The organism is Nonomuraea sp. MTCD27 (assembly GCF_041950495.1).
GTDB lineage: Bacteria > Actinomycetota > Actinomycetes > Streptosporangiales > Streptosporangiaceae > Nonomuraea.
On record NZ_JBGNUW010000005.1, the window covers coordinates 1 to 19,761 of the forward strand.

Sequence of the window (19,761 nt, forward strand, 5' to 3'; positions counted from 1 at the left end):
ATCAGGCTCATCGCGATGTCCAGCCGGCGCCGCATGCCGCCCGAATACGTCGCCACCTTCCGCCCGCCGGCATCGGTCAGCGAGAACCGGCGCAGCAGCTCATCGGCGACCTGGCCGGGATTGTTCAGGTGCCGCAGCCGGGCCACCAGCACCAGGTTCTCCCGCCCGCTGAGGATCTCGTCCACGGCGGCGAACTGCCCGGTCAGGCTGATCGACTCACGCACGTCCGCCGCCTGCCCGGCCACGTCGAAACCGTTCACGCGGGCCGTGCCCGCGTCGGCCTTGAGCAGCGTGGACAGGATCTTCACCACCGTGGTCTTACCCGCCCCGTTCGAGCCGAGCAGCGCGAAGATGCTGCCCCGCGCCACGGTGAAGTCCACCCCGCGCAGCACCCGCAGCGTCTTGTACGCCTTCTCCAGGCCCTGCACCTGAATCACGTGCTGTGTCGTCATCAGAGTCTCCTGTCCTCTTCGCCCGCGGCGCGCGCGATGGCGTCGGTGTAGCGGTTGCGCTCGCGGGTCCTGTACTGGCCGAGCGGGTAGTTGGCCATGAACGCCTCGACGAACTCCACGGGGTCCTCGCCGAAGATGTCCCGGATCGGGGTCCCGTCCGCCGCGCCCTGCTCGAACAGGTCGGCGAGATCCTCGTACATCACCATCGCGCCGGCGCCGTCCGCCGGCCCGAAGTGCATCAGGTAGCGCTCCAGCGCTTCGACCGCCGTGCGGTAGTTCTCGGGAAGCGCTCTGGTGCGCGCCTTGTACCGCCGCCAGCGCTTCTTGTCCTCCAGCGGCCCGGTGACCACCTCCAGGTACTGCCGGTAGCGGCCTTTGGGCTCGTTCGGCTCTGTGGCCATGTCTAGTTGCCTCCTTCGCGGAGCTGCTGGAGCCGTTCGGTGAGGAAGCTCCAGGTCCTCCAGAACTCGTCGAGATCCGCCCGCCCGCGTGCGTTCAGGGAGTACACCTTGCGCGGCGGCCCCTTCTCCGACGGGACCTTCTCCACGTCGACCAGGCCGCGCCGCTCGACGCGGACCAGCAGCGCGTAGATGGTGCCTTCCGCGATGTCGGAGAAGCCCCGATCCCGCAGCCACGCCGTGATCTCGTAGCCGTACGCGGGCCGGCCGGCCAGGAACGCCAGGACGATGCCCTCCAGCGTCCCCTTGAGCATCTCGGTCAGCTGCCTGCCCACGGAACACCCCCTCAGCTACTTGGTGTCGCTGACTACCGGTACAAAGTAACACCGACTACTGGTACATAGCAACGTTGAATAGCTGAGGTACCACCCGGAACCGCACATCCTGACCGCCCATGGCATCCACCATCGCCGACCACCCTGATACCGGGCTGTCGCCGTGCTGACACGGCCGCTGACACGGCGACCGGCAGCACGAAATCGAGGCGCGGCATCTGCCGCGCCTCGATCTCGTGCTGCCACGAACCGCCAGGGCACCGACCCGCGACGGTCGATGTCCCGGCCGGGATCCTGCTACTGAGCGGTCGCCCTCGCGGCCTGCTCGATCACGTTCGTGACGGTCCTGGGATCCGTCATCAGGCCGACATGCCCGGCGTCGTACTCGGTGATGGTGGAGCCGGCCCGCTTGGCCATGGCCCGCTGGGCGCTGCGCGGGATGATCAGGTCCTTGGTGCCGATCACGCTCCAGGACGGGATCGTCCGCCAGGCGGGGGTGCCGGACGGCTCGTTCAGTGCCCCGACCGTGGCCGGTCGCTGGGTGGCCGCCACCAGCGCCTTGTCATCGGGGCTCAGCCCGCTCGCGAACGACGTCAGGACCGTCGACTTCTTGAGGTACAGATCGGTGTCCGCGGTGGGCGGAAGGGCGGGGGGAACGAGGTCGAACACCGTCGTCGGGTCCGGGGCCGACAGGGCGGAGTCCGGCCCCGCGAGTGCGGTCGCGGACTCGCCGGCGTCGGGGGCGAAGGCGTTGACGTAGACGAGTGCCTTGATGTCGGGGTTCCCGGTGGCCGCGTTGGTGATCACGGCCCCGCCGTAGGAGTGGCCGACGAGGACGATCGGTCCCGTCAGCGTTTCCAGGAAGGCCCTCACGGACGCGGCGTCACCCGACAACGATCGCAGCGGGTTGGCGAGCGCCCGAACCGTGTATCCGTCGTCCTGGAGCCTGGCGACCACTCGGCTCCAACTCGAGGCGTCCGCCCAGGCACCGTGCACGAGCACGATGGTGGGCTTCGCCGTACGCGACCGGCTGTCCTGGGCGGCGGCGCTCTGCGCCGGGTTGAGGCTCGCCAGGATGAGGGCGACCGCGGTAAGGAGGGGCACCGCGGTGACGGGCCATCTCATGGTGTGGCGGGCCGCCTGAGCAAGGGGACTGACCATGGTTCTGTCCTGTTCTACGTGGGATGAGCGGCCCCGGCGTACGGGAGAGCGGAGACGGTGCGCGCCGGAGCCGCAGCCGAGCGCGTGATGCTCGACCCGTGTCCTAAGACCGGACACCGGCCCGCCGTGTGACGCCCGGCCCCAGACCGCCCACGAAGCCGCGCGGGGTGTCACATGTCCGGTGGCTGTCCTGTCTTAGGTGAGGCACCTATCCGATTCAGCGCGCTGGTGAGAAGGGCGGGTCATGTGGGTGGCACATCGCCGGAGATCGGCCTCCTCGGCTTTCCACGGTTCTTGGCCGGATGGCCGCGGCCACGGGAGGCGCAGGCCATGACACGCGATGAGGGGATGCACGCGCCCTCGTCGGACCGACCGGAATCGGCGGGCCTGGGCGCCCTGCCCCGCCCCGTGGCGGCGGTGATCGGCGGCGGGGGCGTGCTCGGGGCCGCTCAGGTCGGCATCGGGTACGCGTTGGAGCAGCGCGGGTTCGTCCCGGACATGATCATCGGAACCTCGGTCGGGGCCCTCAACGGCGCGATCGTGGCCGCCCACCCCGGCACGGCGGCGTCGCGGCTGGACCACGTGTGGACCCGCGTCCGCCGCCGCGAGGTGTATCCGCTCGACTTCCTGTCCTCGCGGGCCAGCATCGTCGCCGATCGCGGCCTGCGCAGGCTGATCGCCCGGGCCGAGCTGCCGCGGCGCATCGAGCAGCTGGAGATTCCCTTCACCGCGGTGGCCACGGATCTGGCCACCGGCACCGAGGCGTTGCTCAGCGAGGGAGACCTGGAGTCCGCGCTGCTGGCCAGCGCGGCCATTCCGGGGGTCCTGCCCCCGGTGGATCGGGACGGCCGGACGTTGATCGACGGCGGGGTGATCGCCTATGTCCCCGTACGGGCGGCGCAGGAGGCGGGGGCGGCCAGCGTGGTGGTGCTGTCGGCCGGGCCGGAATGGCCGCTGAGCCCGGCCCTGCCGCCCCGGCGGGCCGACGCGGTCGCCGCCAGGGCGGCGCTGCTGCTGGGACACCGTCAGATCGAGCGCGATCTGCGCGAGGTGTCCACCCGGATCCCGACCGTCGTGCTGCCGACCGGCATCAAGACCTGGCCCGCTCCGTGGGACTTCCGCCAGTCCCAGCGGCTGATCATCACCGCCGCCCACGCGGCGGGCCGCTTTCTCGACGGGCTGCGCGTCAACGGGCCCGGCCTCTACGGGGTGAACGGTGCCTCGGCCGGCCTGCCCGCCCCGGCAGCGGGGGCCGGCCGATGAGCACCGTCGCGTTCCTCAGCATCCCGATGCACGGGCACATCAACCCGACGCTGCCGGTCGTGGCCGAGCTCGTCCGGCGCGGTCACGCCGTCACCTACCACATCTCCGCCGAGTTCTCGGCGGAGATCGCGGCCACCGGCGCGACCGTGCGCCTCTACCCCGAGGCCGACCGGCCGCTCGCCGATCCGCCGATGCCGGTCACGATGCTGGAGGGGATCGCGCGCACCACCGTCGGCCTGCTGCCTCAGGTGCTCGCCGAGCTGCGCGACATCCGGCCCGACCTGATCGTGCACGACTCGGCCTGCCTCTGGGCCGCGGTCGCCGCCCGCGAGCTCGGCGTGCCCGCGGTATCGCTGTTCACCACGTTCGCGTACAACCGGCATGCGCCCAGCCCCACCCGCGTCTCGTGGAAGCTGCTGGCCCAGGCGGCGGCCCATCCCCGCAACACCCGCGACTACCTGCGGTGGCGGCGCAGCCTGCGGCGCCGCTACGACACCCGCGGACTGCCGCGGTTCGATTTCCCGAACGTACGCCAGCCGCTCAACCTGGTCTTCACCTCACGCGACTTCCAGCCCGGCGCCGGCACCCTCGGCGAGTCGTTCCGGTTCGTCGGCCCCAGCCTGGGCTCCCGCCCGCCCGACCCGTCGTTCCCGCTCGATCGCCTGCGGACCCCCGTGCTGTACGCCTCGCTGGGCACGGTGTTCAACGCGGGCCCGCAACTGCTGCGCAACTTCGTCACCGGTCTCGCCCCGCTGGGCGGCACCGTGATCGTCTCCACCGGGGAGACCGATCCGGCCGCGCTGGATCCGCTGCCGGACAACGTGATCGCGCGCCGCTTCGTCCCGCAGAACGAGGTGCTGGCCCGGGCCGCGCTGTTCGTCACGCACGGCGGCATGAACAGCGTCAACGAGGCCATGTACGCCGGTGTCCCGATGCTGGTGATCCCCCAGGGCGCGGATCAGCCGCTCGTGGCCCGCCGGATCGTCCAGCTCGGCGCGGGCCTGTCGATCAGCCCCCGGGACGCCGGCCCGGGAATCGTGCGAGCCCTGGCCCGGCGCCTGCTCGACGAGCCGCGCTTCATGGCCGCGGCGGACCGCCTGCAGGTCGCCCAGCGCGACGCCGGCGGCTACGCGCGCGCCGCCGACGAGCTCGAGCGCTACCTGCACCGCAGCGGCCGGGCCGACCGGCCGGCCCCGGCGGATTCGCCGCAGGAGCGGTGAGCGATGTCACCCCTCGTGATCATCCTGCTGCTGCTGGCCGGGCTGTCCGAGGCCATCGGACGGCTCCTGCCCCTGATCGCCCGCCGGCCCCGCACGTCGCGGCCCCAGCTGATCCCGCTCCTGCTGATCGGCGCCGTCGTCGAGGGCTCGGTGTTCGCGCTGTGGCCGCTGACCGCGTGGACGCTCGCCGAGCTGATGCTGTCCGCGCCCCTGTCCGGCGGCGCCGCGTTCACCTGGACACCCGACCTGGTCGTTCCACTGCTGCTCGCCGCCGTCCTCGCGTTCCCGCTGCTCGGGCCGCTGCTGCACCTGCTGCTGCTCGTGGCGGTCGGCGCCGGCCTGGTGGCCCCGCTCGCCGCGGCGACGGGGCTGGGCTGGTGGGCCGCCGCGGGCTGCGTGGCCGTCGCCGGATTCGGGCTCGGCATCGCCGTCGAGGTGGTCCGTCGCCTGGTGGTGCAGATCAGCGCCATCACCGGGATGCGGGAGCCGGTCACATGACGGAGTTCCCGCTCCTGGTCCTGGTGCTCGGCCCGGTCCTGCTCGCCGAGGCGCTGCTCGCCCGGTACGAGGTGCTGGCGTACGCCGCCGGCTGGCGGGCTCCCACCACCGAGCTCCCGCAGGGCATGCCCTATGCCCGCGGTGCGGACCCGGACCGCCCGCCGGCGGCGTACCTGGTGTATCTGGACGGCATCGGCAAACGCCGCTTCCGCGACACCCGCGACGGGGGCAAGCTGGTCGAGGCCCTGATCGCCGGGGCGCCGGAGCTGCGGGCGCTGGGGCAGGTGCAGCCCTACTCCCCGGTGGCCGCCCCGCTGGTCAACCGGCCCGTGTGGGAGTGGCTCCGCCACCACATCGAGCTGCTGCTGTTCCTGCACAACGTCGTGCAGATCTTCGTCGCCGCCGACCACCGGTACCGTCCGCTGTACAACCGCGCCGTGGGCGTCCAGATCGCCGACCAGCTGCGCCGGGCCGGCTACCGGCCCGGCAGCGGCATACCCGTGGTGCTGCTCAGCTACAGCGGCGGCGCGCAGGTCGCCATCGGCGCGGTCGCCGAGCTGCACGCCCGGTTGCGTGCCCCGCTGCTGCTGATCACTCTCGGTGGGTTCCACAACGGCGCCAACGATCTCACCCACGCCGACCACCTGTACCAGCTCACCAGTGACCACGACTGGATCGAGCGGGTGTGCACCTGGCTCTTCCCTCAGCGCTGGCAGCTGTTCCGCCGCAGCGCGTGGAACAGGGCCCGCCGCGACGGGAGAATCACCACGCGGTCGCTCGACCCGGCCACCCACGTCGGCCGGCACAGCTACATCAGCCCGGAGGCGCGACTGCCCGACGGCCGCAGCCACCTGGACCGCACCACCGACACCGTGATCGCCCTCATCCGCGCCCACTGCGGAGCCCGGAACGCGGCCCGGTCAAGGACTGGTCAGAGCGGTTCGCGCGGCGGCGGGGTGCCGATCGTGCCCGGCGCGGCGGGCGAGCGCGAGCACGCAGCCGAGCGTGAGGACGAGCAGGGCGATGTAGTACCCCACGACCGGCCAGTGGCTGCCGCCGCCGCTGATCAGCAGCCACTGGGCGACCAGCGGGGTGGAACCCCCGATGATCGTGCTGCAGAGCTGGTAGGCGACGGAGATGCCGGTGTAGCGGACGCGTACGGGGAACGCCTGGGCCAGGAAGCCGGCGAGCAACGCGTAGTACGAGGCCCCGGTGACCACGCTGAGCGCGAGCGCGACCCCGATCAGGAATCCGTCCCGGGTCGTGATGAGCAGGAACATCGGGACGGCGACCAGGATGTTCGCGGTCAGGGCGCCCGCCATGACGCGTACGGCGCCGGCCCTGCGGGCGATGAGGGCGGCGACAGGCTGCCAGAGGAACTGCAGGACGAAGGTGACCAGCAGGATGTCCAGCATCATCTGCCGGGGAATGCCGAGGTCGGTGGTGGCCCACGACACGAGGAACGTGTTCGTGAAGTAGGCCGCGGAGATCCCCAGCGCGCTCGCCCCGATGCCGAGCGCGACCAGCGGCCACGCCGTCCGGAACAACGTCACGAGAGGCAGCCGGACGGCCGGCTCCGCCTCGCGAGCCGCGCGGAACTCGGCGGACTCGTGCACCGTGATCCGGATCACCAGTCCGATCACCACGAGGAGCGCTGACAGCAGGAACGGCACGCGCCAGCCCCACTGCAGGAAGGCGTCGTCGGGCATCCGCCCCACCACGAGGAAGGCCAGGGTGGCCAGGATGGCGCCGGCGGGCGAGCCCTGCTGCACCCACGCGCCGGCCATGCCGCGGCGGCCCTGGGCGGCGTTCTCGGTGGCCATCAGGACGGCCCCGCCCCATTCGCCGCCCACCGCGATGCCCTGCAGCGCGCGAAGCAGGACGAGCAGCAGCGGCGCCGTGTACCCGATGGACGCGTACGTGGGCAGGACGCCGATCAGCGTGGTGGCCGATCCCATCAGGATCAGCGTGACGACCAGGACGTTCTTGCGCCCAATGCGGTCACCGAGGTGCCCGAACACGATGCCGCCGAGCGGACGGGTCAGGAAGCCGACCCAGAACGTGGCGAACGCCGCCAGCGTCCCGGTTCCGCTGTCGGCCTCGGGGAAGAACAGGGTGCCGAAGACCAGGGCCGAAGCGGTGCCGTAGATGAAGAAGTCGTACCACTCGACCGCCGTGCCGATGAACGAGGCGATCGTGGCGCGTCGGCTCTGACGCGAAGCGAGCGTGCCGTCGGGCATGGGAGGGATCCTTCTGAGGAGGGCAGGGGGGAACACCGGGCGCGGCAGGTGCGAGCACGTCCATGGTGTCGACGCGCTCCCCCGGAGCACGGCAGCCTGACCGGTCTGTGCGGTCTGCATAGTCTGCGCGACCCCAAGCGACACAGTCCAGTACCTGTCGCACCCGGGGATCCCGGACGTCAGGTCGCGGCCACGACGTCCTCCAGCAACGACGTGCGGATCTGCTTGCGGGACACGATGCCGAGCTTCACGAACACCTTGCGCAAGTGCCATTCGACCGTGTGCGGGCTGATGAACAGCTGGGAGCCGATCTCGAGGTTCGTCAGCCCGTCACCGGCCAGGCGGGCGATCTGCGCCTCCTGAGCGGTCAACGTGGTGCCCACCCGGGCGGAGCGCCTGCCCGCCTTCTCGCCCGTCCCCTGCAGCTCACGGCAGGCACGTTTCGTGAACCCCTCGGCGCCCATCTGGCAGAACATCTCATACGCGCTGCCCAGCTGCTCGCGCGCGTCGGCCCGGCGGTTCTCCCGGCGCAGCCACTCACCGTAGAGCAGCCGGGCGCGGGCGTGGGCGATCCGGACCTCGGTGCGGCCGAGCCGCTCGATCGCCTCCTGGTACAGCGCCTCGGCGGCAGGTCCCTCGCTCACCTGGGCCCGCACGCTCGCGGACGTGCCCAGGGCCCAGTCGGTGCCACTGGCCCGGGCCAGCTCGTCGAGCCGCTCGGCGGCCTGGGCCGCGCGGGCCGGTCTTCCGCTCCGGGTCGCGGCCTCGACGAGCTCGACCAAGGACCTGATGAACGCTCCCCCGAGCTCCTGCGGGTGCTCGCAACCTCGCTCGGCCGCGGCGTACGCCTCCTCGTAGCGGCCCAGGCCGTTGCTGAGCACCGCGGTCGCCCACTGGGTGGCGGTCGCCACCTTGCCCTCCCCGCGCAGGGCGGTCTCTCGCGTGACCGCCTCGATCGCCTGCCGCGTCGCGATCTCCCGGCCCCGCCACGGCTCGAACACCAGGGCCGCGTACTGGGCCAGGAAGCGGCTGCCCGTCACCTCACCGATCGCCTGCGCCTCGGCGACCAGCGCGTCGGCGTCGGCGAACTCGCCGGCGAGGGCCCGGTTCGACACGCGCAGCAGGAGAGCCGACGGCAGCACCGACAGCGTCCCCGTCTCGCGGGCCAGGTCGACCAGCCGGGCCGAGAGCACCGACCAGCTGTCGAAGTCCCAGACGTTGTGGGCCAGGCGGCAGGCGAACGGGAGCCAGCCCAGCCCCTCTTCCCGGGAGACCTCGTCGGTACGGAAAGCCTCAAGAGCCCGCAGCGCCACCGGCACGCCCGCCGCGTAACCGTCAGTGGCGACCAGGGCCAGGGCGTTCAGGAGCAGGTCGGCCCGCTCCGGCGCGGGTCCGGGAGGCGCGGCCAGGGTCGCCCTGGCGACGTCCGCCAAGCGCGGGCCGTCCGGCAGGCGGCCGGCCGTGATGACCGCGAGCAGCGCGTCGCGGTAGGACTCGCGGGCCAGCCCCGGGTCCAGCGGCTCGAGCCGCCCGGCCGCTTCGAGCAGCAGCGGCAGGGCGGTACTGGCGCTGGTGGAGGCGAACATGATCTGACCGCGCAGGAGGTGGGCACTGGCACGTTCGCGCTCGTCCAGGGGGCTGAGCGTCGCCGCGTCGAGGAGTCCGAGCGCGGCGTCGTACCCGCCGGCCCGGTACTTGGCCCGGGCCGCCGCCAGCGTCCTGCCACCGCGGCGGGCGGGATCGGGGGTGAGCTGGGCCGCCCGTTCCAGGAACGTCGCCGCCGCCGCGACGCCGCTGCGGGCCTGCGCCCGCTCGGCCGAGCGGGCCAGCTCGGCGGCCACCGTCTCGTCGGGACCGGCGGTGGCGTTGGCCAGGTGCCACGCCCGGCGTTCGGGGTCGGCCCGCGGATCCGTCGCGTCCGCCAGCGCCTGGTGCACGCGCTGACGGTCTTCCGGCGTCGCCGCCCGGTAGGCGGCCGAACGCACCAGCGGATGGAGGAAGCGGACCCGGGTCCCGATGGTGATCAGCCCCGCCGACTCGGCCGGCGCGGCGGCGCTCTCCTCGATGCCCAGTGTCTCGACGGCCCTGGCCAGCAGGGTCACGTCGCCCACGGGCTCGGCCGCCGCGACCAGCAGCAGCTGCCGTGTCCGGGCCGGCAACGACTCGACCTGGCGCAGGAAGCTCAGCTCGATCCGGCCGGCCGATGGTGCGTCGGGCCGGCCGTACCCGGCGGCCAGCTCCGCCGGCGCCAAGCCACGGGGCAACTCCAGCAGGGCCAGCGGGTTGCCCTGCGACTCGGCGACGATCCGGTCCCTGACCCGCCCGTCCAGCCGCCCGGGAGTCACGGAGTCGAGCAGGGCGCGGGCGTCGCCGTCGCTCAGCCGCCCCACCTCGAGCTGCGGCAGCCCCGCCAGCACCTGCCGCAGGCCGGGCTCGCGCACCGCGATCACCAGCCCGATCCGCTCGGCGAGCAGGCGACGCGCGACGAACGCCAGGGCCTGCGCCGAGACCGGGTCCAGCCGCTGGGCGTCATCGATCAGGCAGACCAGCGGCTCCTTCTCGGCCACGTCGGCGAGCAGGCTGAGCACCGCCAGCCCGACCAGGAAACGGTCCGGCGGCGAGCCCGCGCTCAGCCCGAACGCCGTCTCCAGCGCGTCGCGCCGCGGCTTCGGCAGGCGATGGAGGCGGTCGAGGAACGGGGCACAGAGCTGGTGCAACCCGCTGAAGGCCAGCTCCATCTCCGACTCCACGCCCGCCGCCAGGGCGACCCGGCAGCCGGCCGCGCTGCCCCGCGTGTACTCCAGCAGCGCCGTCTTCCCGATGCCGGCCTCGCCCCGCAACACCAGGACCGCACTTGAGCTGCGCCCGGCCTGCACCGTGGCCACGAGCTGATCCAGCCTCTCGCACTCGAACTTCCGGCCATACAGCCGCACCTGGGTTCACCCCTCCCTCGGCCCGCCGTCGGACGCCCACCGCCGACACCATGTACTGTGGCCGGGCAGGTGCCGCGCTCGCCTCGGGGTGACCCTGGTCCGATCCCTAGTGGGCACTGGGGCACCCCCCAGGGATACCGGCCGGCGCGCTGAAACTCGTGTCCCCTGACCGGATCGTCCGCACCGCGTCCACGTGATGCATAATTGCGACAGCCCAAAATGACCGGGTCTGGCCCACTTGACCTGCGCGGTGGTGGTGAATGTCGAGCAGCGCTCCTCGACACGAGCTGCTTGGCCGGCGTGACGAGTGCGAGACGCTCGACCGGTTGCTCGCGGGCGCCAGGGCGGGCGAGAGCCAGGTCATGGTGCTGCGCGGCGAGGCGGGGGTCGGCAAGTCCGCGCTGGTGGACTACCTGGTGGCGAACGCGACGGAGTGCCAGACCCTGCGCGCCGCCGGCGTCGAGTCGGAGATGGAGCTGGCGTTCGCCGGGCTGCACCAGCTGTGCCTCCCGCTGATGGGGCAGATCGACCGCCTCCCCGGCCCGCAGCGCGATGCCCTGGCCGTCGCGTTCGGCCTCAGCGCGGGCAGCGTGCCGGACCGTTTCCTGGTCGGGTTGGCGGTGCTCAGCCTGCTGGCCGAGGCGGCGGAGGAGCAGCCGCTCGTCTGCGTGGTGGACGACGCGCAGTGGCTCGACCAGGTCTCCGCGCAGACGCTGGCCTTCGTCGCGCGCCGGCTGCTCGCCGAGCGGGTGGCGCTGGTGTTCGCGGTGCGGGTGCCGACGCCCGGTCCGGGCGCTGACCGGTTCCGGGGGCTGCGGGAGCTGGCGGTCCGGGGGCTGCGCGACGACGACGCGCGGGCGCTGCTGGACGCGGTGGTCCCCGGGCGGCTGGACGTGCGGGTCAGGGACCGGATCGTCGCCGAGACGCGCGGTAACCCGCTGGCCCTGCTGGAGTTGCCGCGCGGGCTGACGGTGGCCGAGCTGGCCGGTGGGTTCGGGTGGCCCGACGCGCGGCCGCTGGCGAGTCAGATCGAGCAGAGTTTCGTGCGGCGTATCGGGGCGCTGCCGGGTGCGGCGCAACGGCTGCTGCTGGCGGCGGCCGCCGAGCCGGTGGGGGACGTCCTGCTGTTGCGGCGGGTGGCCGAGCGGCTCGGCATCGGGACGGACGCCGCGACGGCGGCCGAGGCGGCGGGCCTGATCGAGTTCGGCACGCTGGCGCGGTTCCGTCATCCGCTGGTGCGCTCGGCGGCTTACCGGGCGGCGGATCCCGGAGAACGCCAGGACGTGCATCGTGCGCTGGCCGAGGCCACCGATCCCGAGTCCGATCCGGATCGCCGGGCCTGGCATCGCGCTCACGCGGCGGTCGAACCCGACGAGGCCGTGGCCGGTGAGCTGGAGCGCTCGGCCGACCGGGCCCAGGCGCGCGGCGGTGTCGCGGCGGCGGCCGCGTTCCTGAAGCGGGCGACCGAGCTGACGCCCGATCCGGCCAGGCGCGGCGCGAGGGCGGTGGCCGCGGCGCAGGCCACCTTCGAGGCCGGGGCCCCGGACGCGGCGCTCGACCTCCTCGTCGCCGCGGAGCTGTGCCCGCTGGACGAGCTCCAGCACGGGCGGCTGGCCCGCCTCCGCACCCAGATCGTCTTCGCGCGCAGGCGCGGCGGCGAGGCGGTGCCGTTGCTGCTCGACGCGGCCGACCGGCTGGAGCGGGTGGACGAGGGACAGGCGCGCGAGGCGTACCTCGAAGCCATCGGATCAGCGGTCTTCGCCGGCCGGCTGGGCGAACGCGGTGCACTCCGGAAGGTGGCCGAGGCCGCCCGCGCCGCACCGCCGGGACCGCGACCACCGCGGCCGGCCGACGCACTTCTCGACGGCCTGGCGACACGCTTCGCCGAGGGCTACGTCGAAGGGGCGCCGCTGTTGAAGCGCGCGCTGCGGGCGTTCCGGAAGGAGGCCGGGAACAACGGGGACGACGTCATGCGCTGGCTCTGGCTGACCTGGCTGGTCGCCGGTGACATGTGGGACGACGAGGCGTGGCACGAACTGACCACGCACGCGGTCCGGACGGCTCGCGAGACCGGCGCGCTCAACTTCCTCCCCCTGTCCCTCACCTACCGCGCGGCCGTGCACGTGCACGCCGGGGAGTTCGACGCGGCCGCGACGCTGGTCGAGGAGTCCACCGCGATCTTGAAGGTGACCGGTAACGCGTACCTCGGTTACGCCTCGATGCTGCTCCTCATCATGCGTGGCGAGGATGCCCAGGCGTGGACAGTGCTCGACGCCCGTGCCGAGTGGGCGTCGAGCAGCTGGGGTGAGGGGCGATCGATCGGGGGGCGGCACTACATGAACGCGGTGCTGTACAACAGTCTCGGTCAGTACGAGGCCGCCCTGGCCAGTGCGGAAGGGGCGTGCGAGCACGAGGATCTGGGGGTCTACGGTTTCTCCCTCGTCGAGCTCGTCGAGGCGGCCGCCCGCTCCGACGCCCCGGAATCGGCCGCGACCGCCCTGCGGCAGATCGAGGAACGAGCCACCGCCAGCGGCACGAATTGGGCCCTCGGCCTGCTGGCCCGCTCGAGGGCGCTGCTGTCCGGCGGCCAGGCCGCCGAGCCGCTGTACCGCGACGCCATCGAGCGCCTCCAGCGCAGCCGGAGCACCGTTGACCTCGCCCGCGCCCACCTGGTGTACGGCGAGTGGCTGCGTCGCGAGAACCGGCGCGTGGACGCGCGCGAGCACCTGCGCATCGCCCATGAGATGCTGCAGCGGTTCGGCGCCAAGGCCTTCGCCGAGCGCGCCGGTCGCGAGCTCCTGGCCACCGGCGAGACCGTCCGCAAGCGCACCGCCGACTCACCGGACCGGCTCACCGCTCAGGAGGGCCAGATCGCCCGCCTGGCCCGGGCCGGCCTGTCGAACTCCGAGATCGCCGCCCAGTTGTTCCTCAGCCCGCGCACCGTCGAGTACCACCTGGGCAAGGTGTTCACCAAGCTCGCCATCACCTCCCGTCATCAACTCCCGCAGGCCCTGCCCGACCAGGACCAGAACCGTCCGTGAGCCCGGGGAGCACGTCATCCGGCTTTCACGGCGTTCCCGGCGGGTGCCCGCGCTGGGGCCGGGACGGCGTGACCGCCGCCCCGGCCCGTCGCGAGGCGTCAGAACGTGCCGGTCGTGGTGCCGGCGCTGCCGCTCGCCGGGGTCGTGAGCACGGTGTTGCCGCCCGGCTGCCACTGGTCGGCGGTGTCGGGGAAGTTCGCCTCCTGCCGCTTGACGCACTTCCACTCGATCGTGGTGTTGGGCGGGAGCTTGCCGATCGTGCCCGTCCAGGTCGGGTAGGCGGTCGGCGACAGCTTGACGGCGCCGGCCACCGACCACGCTCCGAGCTGGGGCGCGCCGCCGACCGCGTAGACCGACTGGCCGGGCGTGGTGGTGCCGTTGTGGCAGGTGAACGTGGCCGACACCGGCGCCTGGCCGAGCGTGAACGCGAACGTCTTGGCCGTCGTGACGGCCGTGCCCGCCGACTTGGCGACGACGAGGTTGCCGCCCGCGTTGTACCAGCCGCTGGCGGCCGCGTCGAAGGCGGCCTTGGTGGCGTGCTGGGTCAGCGGGCTGCCGTTCAGCGTGACGGCCGAGGCCTGGGTGTCGGTGACGAGCTCGACGACGTTCTGCCTGCTGCCCGGAGCGCCGGTGTAGGTGCCGCTGGAGGCGGCCACCGTGACGGTCGCCGTGCCGCCGGTGAGCTGCTGGCTGATCTGCGTCGTCCGGACGGCGCCGGACCGGTACCCCGTCGAGGCCCCGTCGTCCTCGTAGAGCGTGAAGCTCGTGGCCGCGGCGTCGGGGTGGACGCGGGCGATCAGCTCGTTCCTGGTGGTGGCGTCGGTTCGCCTGCCCACGACGTTCATGGTCTTGTCGTCCACGTGCATCTTGGGCAGGATCGCGCCCGCCCGGGCGAAGGCCGGCAGCCGGAAGACGCCGTTCACCCACAGCGGCCGGTCGGTGAACCACTGGCCGGTGCTGGTCAGCTTCTCGCCCGTGGCGTAGTCGTACCAGGTGCCGGCGGGGAGGTAGACGTCCCGCGCGCGCTCGCCCGCACCCGCCACCACCCCGACCAGCAGGTCGCGGCCGATGAGCTTCTCGTGGCCGGCCTCGCGCAGGTTCGGGTCGTTCTGGTAGTAGTACGCCGGCGGCGGCACGACGGGCTCGCCGAACCGGTGGGCCCGGTGGGCCAGCGAGTAGTAGTAGGGCGCCAGCTCGTAGCGCTGCCGGAGGTTGGCGAGGTTGCTGGCGGTATGCCCGATCTTGTCGGGTGAGGTCTGCGCGCAGTTGCACAGGTTCTCGGTGTGCGGGCGCACCGGCACCTCGAACCACGCGCCGTTGGCGAACCACTGCGTGTAGAGCTCGTTCAGGTCGGAGTCGAGCATCTCCCGGCGGAAGCCGCCGATGTCGGAGCCGTAGTAGTCGATACCCGACATCGACATGTGCAGCTGCGCGTTCTGCTGCTGGGCGAGCGCGGTCAGCTTGGAGCCGATGTCGGCCGACCACATGGCCACGCCGTGCCGCTGCATGCCCGCCGCGCCGGAGCGGGCCAGCATGAACGGGCGCTTGGTGCCGGAGCTGTAGCCGCGGGCGATGCTCTCGGCCCACTTGAGGTTGTAGACGTTGTGGTAGTCGGCGTGGGCGTGCTTGCCGGGCAGCACGCCGGAGGTCCAGTCGCCGGCGTCGTACATCTCCGGCTCGCCGAGGTCGAGCCAGTGGCCCTGCACCCCGGCGTCCACCAGCGGCCGGCGCTTGACGGCGTGCCAGTGGTCGCCCGCGGCGTCCTGGGTCCAGTCGATCATGCCGCCCCGGCCCCACCAGTCGTTGGTGGTCAGGTAAACGGGCGCGCAGGCCGCGCACCCCGCCCGCACGAGATACCCGCGGGAGGCCAGGTCGGCGTGCTCGGGCAGGTTCCTGCCGACGTAGGACTCCTCGATCGTCATCAGGCCGACGCCCTTGTTCGCCTGGAAGTCGGCGATGGTGGCCGACGGGTTGGGGAAGGCGGCGGTGTCCCAGGTGAGGGAACCCATCCTGGTGTTGTCGGAGCCGGCCGTCACCCCGCCGAACCACGGCAGGTCGAGGACGAAGCCGTCCACCGGGAACTTCGCCGCGCGCAGCCCCGAGAGCCGGTTGTCGATCTCGGCCCAGTTGTCGTAGCCGAACTCCGACACCCACAGGCCGAACGCCTTCTTCGGCGGCACCGGCGGCCGGCCCGTCAGCTCCATGTAGTCCTTGCGCAGGTCGGGGAGGTCCGGCCCGGTCATGGTGTACCACCTGAGCTGGTCGCCCCAGGTGTCGACCGTCCACGGGTCGCCGGTCAGGTTCCACTCCTGCTTGTAGACCTGGTCGAGCAGCAGGCCGTAGTTGAGGTTCGCGCCTCCGACCGCGAAGAGGACGGGGATCTGGGCGTTGCCCACCGGGCCGTTGTCGCCGTCGTACACCATGGCGTTGCCGTACAGGCCGCCCGGGGTGCGGCTGCGGCCCACCCAGTCGCCGTCGGCGCTGCCGCCCGTGAAGAACTGCTCCCCCAGCCCGTACGCGTGCTGGATCGAGCCCTTGCTGATCGACAGGCCCTTCCACGCCTGGGCCAGGTTGCGCGGGCACGCCTCGTACAGCAGCCGGGCCGGGTCGGACACCTTCACGCACAGCGTGCCGGCCGTCACCTCGACCTTCATGGCCGCCGTGGTGAGGGTGTTGCCCGACTGGTTGAAGGTGGAAGGCCCGGTGTAGTCGGTCTTGGCCACCTGCGGCGTGGTGAAGAGGGGCGAGCCGGTGCCCGGGGACGTGCCGCCGGCCAGCTCGAAGTGCACCAGGTCGTCGTCCAGGAACTCGACGATCAGGTAGGTGGAGCCGCTGGTGAACTGCACCCGCTGGACCGCCGCCACGGCGGGCGGCGCGACCAGCAGGGGCAGGAACAGGGCGGTCAGCAGGACGATCGCACGTGTTGTCATGGCCGGGCCACCACCAGGTTGTCGAGGTTGATCCCACCGGTGTTCGAGGCGTCGTACGCGATCTTGACGGTGTGGGCGCCCGTGGTGAGCGAGGTGGTCAGCGCGGCCGTGCCCCAGGTGTCCCAGTTGGCGAGGGCGGGCAGCGAGAGCGTGCCCGCGGCGACGCCGTCCACGTAGACCGTCCGGGTGGCGGCCACCGTGCTGGAGTAGCGGAACCTGAGCTGATGGCTGCCCGCCGCGTCCGCCTTGACGTGGAACGTCACCGCGTCCCCGGAGGTGGCGAACCCGTCGGTGAAGCCGGTTCCGGTGTAGCCGGCGTGGTCGGTGTTGGTGGAGGTGCCGGTGCCGGTGGCGAACTCGGACTCGTAGGCCGCCTTGTCCACGCCGTTGAGCGTGACGGTGCGGCCGGCCGCGGCGCTCGCCAGCTTGACGTGGGTGAGCTGCTGCACCGGGTCCCACCACCAGCCCTCGGACGCGGCCTTGAGGTCGGCGAGGCTCGCCCGGGCGGTCGCGCCGGTCACCGACGCCGGCTTCGTGCTCGCGACCTGCAGCGTGCTGGTCGTGATGAGCGCGGGCACGGTGACGGCCACCGTGTGAGCGGCCCAGTTCTCGGCCGAGGTGATCGTGCGGGTGGCGTTCGCGGAGTCCTCGAAGTAGGCGTACGACGTCGAGCCCGAGGGATAGATGCGGAAGGTCAGGTTCGGGTAGGTGTCCACGCTGTTGCCGATCTCGCCGCCGAGCTGGTAGTCGGCGTTGAGGTTGAGCGGGACGATCGCGCCCGGCCTGGCGTAGACCGGGATGGTGTCCAGGCCGGCGTTGTAGGTCTTGGTGCCGGGCCCGGTGAAGCGGCCCCCGTTCCACAGGTCGTACCACTCGCCCGCGAGCAGGTAGACGTTCTTGGCGGTGGCGCCCTGCGTGGTGATCGGCGCCACGAGGAACTGCGACCCGAACAGGTACTGCTGGTCGTGCCCCGCCGCCGCCGCGTCGCCGGGGAAGGCGAAGCTCATGGCCCGCATCATCGGCACGCCCGTCGTGGAGCCGGCCCTGGCCTCGGTGTAGAGGTACGGGATGAGGTTCATCCGCACGTTGGCGAACTTGCGGAAGGTGGGCACCACGCTCGTGTTCCCGGTGCGGGCCTGTACGTTCCACGGCGTACGGGCCTCCGAGACGCCGGGGTTGGCCTTCTCCGAGTGGTACTGCATGATCGGCGAGAACGTGGCCTGCGCCGTCGAGCGCAGGTAGAGCTCGGCGCCGGGGAAGTCGCCGGTGAAGCCCGCCAGGTCCCACGCCGTGTACGGCACGCCCGACTGCCCCGCGCTGAGCTGGGCCCGCACGGCCTCCTGGAAGGCGGAGAAGCTGGAGTTCTGGTCACCCGCCCAGAAGATCGACGTGGTCTGGGCGCCGGTCGTGCCCGCCCGGCTGAAGATCGTGCCGCCGGGCTTCTTGCCCTTGACGTAGGTGTTGTAGGCGCCGGTGTAGCTGTTGGGGTAGGCGTTGTGCATCTCGTCGCCCTTGCGGCCGTCGGCGAACTGCACGCCCCTGCCGAAGACGGCCTCGCTGCCGTCGGTCTTGAAGCCGTCCACGCCGACCTCGTCGATGAGGTAGTCGCGCTTGCTCATCCACCAGTTCGTCGCGGCCGCGCTGGTGAAGTCGGGGATCATGCTGTCGCCGAACCACTGGCCGGTCGGGATACGGTAGGGGCCGTTGGCCGCGTTCTTGGCGACGTATCCCTGCGCCTGCGCGTACGCCTTGTCGTTGAGGTGCTGCTGCGGCGCGGTGGGCGGGTTGGTGTCGAAGTTCTCCTTGAGCACGGGGATCTGCCAGAGGATCATCCTGATCCCCTTGCTGTGGGCATTGGCGACCATGGCCTTCGGGTCCTGCCACGCGCTGCCCGCCGGGAACGTCAGGTCCCCGTACGCCGGCTTGCCACTGCCGGGCTTGGCCGTGTACGTGGCGCCGTGCCAGAGGTAGAACGTGGCCTCGTCGCTCCACTGCTCCAGCACCATCGCGGTGTGCGGGATCTTGTACGTCTCCACGTTCGCCAGCTCGGCGTTCACCTCGGCCTGGGTGTTCCACTCGTTGGCCGACATCCACACCCCGAACGCCCACTTCGGCGGGAGCTGGGGCCGCCCGGTGACCGCCGTGTAGTCGTCCACGATCTCTGCCGGGGTGCCGGCGAAGAAGTGGTAGTCGAGCGTCGAGTTCAGCCCGCCGCCGGTGTCCACGGTGAAGCCGGCCAGGTCGTTCAGGTGCGTGCCGAGATTGAAGCTCGCGTAGCGGGTGCCGGTGACGTGCACGCCGTACCCGGCCGAGTTCAGGAAGAACGGCACGCTCAGGTAGGTGCGCCGGGTGGCGCCCTGGTCCCGGTACTGGTTGTAGACGTAGTTGTGCACGTCGGTGCCGCGCTGGTCGAGCCGGTCGTAGCGCTCGCCGAAGCCTTCGAAGCGCTCGCCGGGCGGCGACAGGAAGTGGTCCTCGATCTTCGTGATCGTGGTGGCGCCGTCGCTGGCCCAGCCGATGTTGCGGAACGTGGCGGGGTCGTACTGGCGGGTGATCAGGGTCGTGCCGTCGCCCTTGTAGACCGCCAGCCGGTACGGCGACTTCTGGATCTTGAGGACGAGCGAGCTGGTGGAGATCGTCAACGTGCTCGCGGAGTTCGTCACCGTGTAGCCGGAGACGCCGGAGATGTTGAGGCCGGATCCGCTGGGGGCGATCTGCGTGCGGAACCGGTCGAGCGCGGGGAAGGCGAAGCGGATCTTCGGCGTGAAGCTCCCCGCGCTGTCACCGGTCGTGACGTCCACCGACGTGCCGTTGTTCACGAACCCGGTCACGTTCGTCACCGTGCTCCACGAGGTGACCGTGAACGCGAACGGCCCGACGCTCTTCTGGCCGCCCCCGTTCACGTCGGCGTTGACCGTGTAGGAGATCTTGTCGCCCCGGGCGAACGTGCCGAGGTTGATCCTCCAGTAGCTGTTGTTGCCGCTGTTGTGGTCCCACGCGGCGCCCACCGGGGTCTGGCCGATCCCGTTCCTGGTCCAGGTGACCCAGACGGTCTGGCCGGGCTCGATCGGCCAGGTCGTCGCGTTGATCTGAACCGGCTCACCGGCCATCGGGTCGCGCGGGACCCGTTCGGTGGGCTCGCTGGAGTAGAGGTCGTCGATTCCGGTCGGGTTGTGGTGGATGCCGTCCAGGGCGTAGGCGGGGACGGACACCAGGGAGGTGAGCAGGACGAGCGCCGTGACGGTGGCGACCGACCGTAACCAACTCATCGGGGTGTGCTCCTCTCAAGC

12 protein-coding genes are annotated in these 19,761 nt (G+C 71.9%); 4 read left to right on the forward strand and 8 right to left on the reverse strand.

The genetic code is table 11. From position 1 onward, the window contains the following. From ACBJ59_RS15795 to ACBJ59_RS15810, 4 genes are all read right to left on the reverse strand, one after another. On the reverse strand, positions 1 to 452 hold a 452-nt coding region (locus ACBJ59_RS15795), incomplete at its 3' end, for an ATP-binding cassette domain-containing protein (RefSeq protein WP_375110954.1). Then, on the reverse strand, positions 452 to 853 hold the full coding sequence (locus ACBJ59_RS15800; protein ID WP_375110955.1) for a DUF1048 domain-containing protein: 402 nt from the start codon (positions 851 to 853) through the stop codon (positions 452 to 454). The genes ACBJ59_RS15795 and ACBJ59_RS15800, both read right to left, overlap by 1 nt. A gap of 2 nt (positions 854 to 855) precedes the next feature. Next, positions 856 to 1,185 carry a PadR family transcriptional regulator gene (locus ACBJ59_RS15805; protein WP_375110956.1) on the reverse strand — a complete coding sequence of 110 codons (330 nt, stop codon included), beginning with the start codon at positions 1,183 to 1,185 and terminating at the stop codon, positions 856 to 858. 297 nt (positions 1,186 to 1,482) lie between these two features. Further along, positions 1,483 to 2,346 (reverse strand): alpha/beta fold hydrolase, encoded by an 864-nt coding sequence (locus tag ACBJ59_RS15810; RefSeq protein WP_375110957.1) that lies wholly within the window; start codon positions 2,344 to 2,346, stop codon positions 1,483 to 1,485. A 330-nt stretch (positions 2,347 to 2,676) separates the two neighbouring features. On the opposite strand from ACBJ59_RS15810, the gene ACBJ59_RS15815 reads away from it, so the two are divergent. From ACBJ59_RS15815 to ACBJ59_RS15825, 3 genes are read left to right on the forward strand one after another with little or no spacing between them, the layout of a single operon-like run. Further along, a complete protein-coding gene (locus ACBJ59_RS15815) occupies positions 2,677 to 3,609 on the forward strand; it encodes a patatin-like phospholipase family protein (protein WP_375110958.1) in 933 nt (310 codons plus the stop codon). Beyond that, positions 3,606 to 4,829, forward strand: coding sequence for a macrolide family glycosyltransferase (locus ACBJ59_RS15820; protein ID WP_375110959.1), 1,224 nt, complete (start codon positions 3,606 to 3,608; stop codon positions 4,827 to 4,829). Before ACBJ59_RS15815 ends, ACBJ59_RS15820 begins: the two co-directional genes overlap by 4 nt. A 3-nt stretch (positions 4,830 to 4,832) precedes the next feature. Next, positions 4,833 to 5,327, forward strand: coding sequence for a hypothetical protein (locus ACBJ59_RS15825; protein WP_375110961.1), 495 nt, complete (start codon positions 4,833 to 4,835; stop codon positions 5,325 to 5,327). A gap of 920 nt (positions 5,328 to 6,247) precedes the next feature. On the opposite strand, the gene ACBJ59_RS15830 is transcribed toward ACBJ59_RS15825, so the two are convergent. Together ACBJ59_RS15830 and ACBJ59_RS15835 are read right to left on the reverse strand one after the other, a co-directional pair. Next, the gene (locus ACBJ59_RS15830; RefSeq protein ID WP_375110962.1) at positions 6,248 to 7,567 is read right to left on the reverse strand and encodes an MFS transporter; all 1,320 of its coding nucleotides are present in this window, start codon (positions 7,565 to 7,567) and stop codon (positions 6,248 to 6,250) included. Between the two features lie 179 nt (positions 7,568 to 7,746). Next, the gene (locus ACBJ59_RS15835) at positions 7,747 to 10,500 is read right to left on the reverse strand and encodes an AAA family ATPase (protein ID WP_375110963.1); all 2,754 of its coding nucleotides are present in this window, start codon (positions 10,498 to 10,500) and stop codon (positions 7,747 to 7,749) included. 260 nt (positions 10,501 to 10,760) lie between these two features. Between ACBJ59_RS15835 and ACBJ59_RS15840 the strand changes: the two genes are divergently transcribed. Beyond that, positions 10,761 to 13,541, forward strand: a complete 2,781-nt coding sequence (locus ACBJ59_RS15840; RefSeq protein WP_375110964.1) for an AAA family ATPase — start codon at positions 10,761 to 10,763, stop codon at positions 13,539 to 13,541. A 98-nt stretch (positions 13,542 to 13,639) separates the two neighbouring features. Here the strand turns inward: ACBJ59_RS15840 and ACBJ59_RS15845 are convergent, their stop codons facing one another. Further along, positions 13,640 to 16,471, reverse strand: coding sequence for a TIM-barrel domain-containing protein (locus ACBJ59_RS15845; RefSeq protein ID WP_375110965.1), 2,832 nt, complete (start codon positions 16,469 to 16,471; stop codon positions 13,640 to 13,642). Further along, a complete protein-coding gene (locus ACBJ59_RS15850; protein WP_375110966.1) occupies positions 16,468 to 19,740 on the reverse strand; it encodes a TIM-barrel domain-containing protein in 3,273 nt (1,090 codons plus the stop codon). The genes ACBJ59_RS15845 and ACBJ59_RS15850 overlap by 4 nt, the downstream gene beginning before the upstream one ends. Between the last annotated feature and the right edge of the window lie 21 nt (positions 19,741 to 19,761).

Excerpts from the sequence above, each read along its gene's own strand:
- ACBJ59_RS15800 (WP_375110955.1), bottom strand. The coding sequence starts at position 853 with ATGGCCACAGAGCCGAACGAGCCCAAAGGCCGCTACCGGCAGTACCTG.
- ACBJ59_RS15810 (WP_375110957.1), bottom strand. The coding sequence starts at position 2,346 with ATGGTCAGTCCCCTTGCTCAGGCGGCCCGCCACACCATGAGATGGCCC.
- ACBJ59_RS15815 (WP_375110958.1), top strand. The coding sequence starts at position 2,677 with ATGACACGCGATGAGGGGATGCACGCGCCCTCGTCGGACCGACCGGAA.
- ACBJ59_RS15820 (WP_375110959.1), top strand. The coding sequence starts at position 3,606 with ATGAGCACCGTCGCGTTCCTCAGCATCCCGATGCACGGGCACATCAAC.
- ACBJ59_RS15825 (WP_375110961.1), top strand. The coding sequence starts at position 4,833 with ATGTCACCCCTCGTGATCATCCTGCTGCTGCTGGCCGGGCTGTCCGAG.
- ACBJ59_RS15830 (WP_375110962.1), bottom strand. The coding sequence starts at position 7,567 with ATGCCCGACGGCACGCTCGCTTCGCGTCAGAGCCGACGCGCCACGATC.
- ACBJ59_RS15840 (WP_375110964.1), top strand. The coding sequence starts at position 10,761 with ATGTCGAGCAGCGCTCCTCGACACGAGCTGCTTGGCCGGCGTGACGAG.
- ACBJ59_RS15845 (WP_375110965.1), bottom strand. The coding sequence starts at position 16,471 with ATGACAACACGTGCGATCGTCCTGCTGACCGCCCTGTTCCTGCCCCTG.
- ACBJ59_RS15850 (WP_375110966.1), bottom strand. The coding sequence starts at position 19,740 with ATGAGTTGGTTACGGTCGGTCGCCACCGTCACGGCGCTCGTCCTGCTC.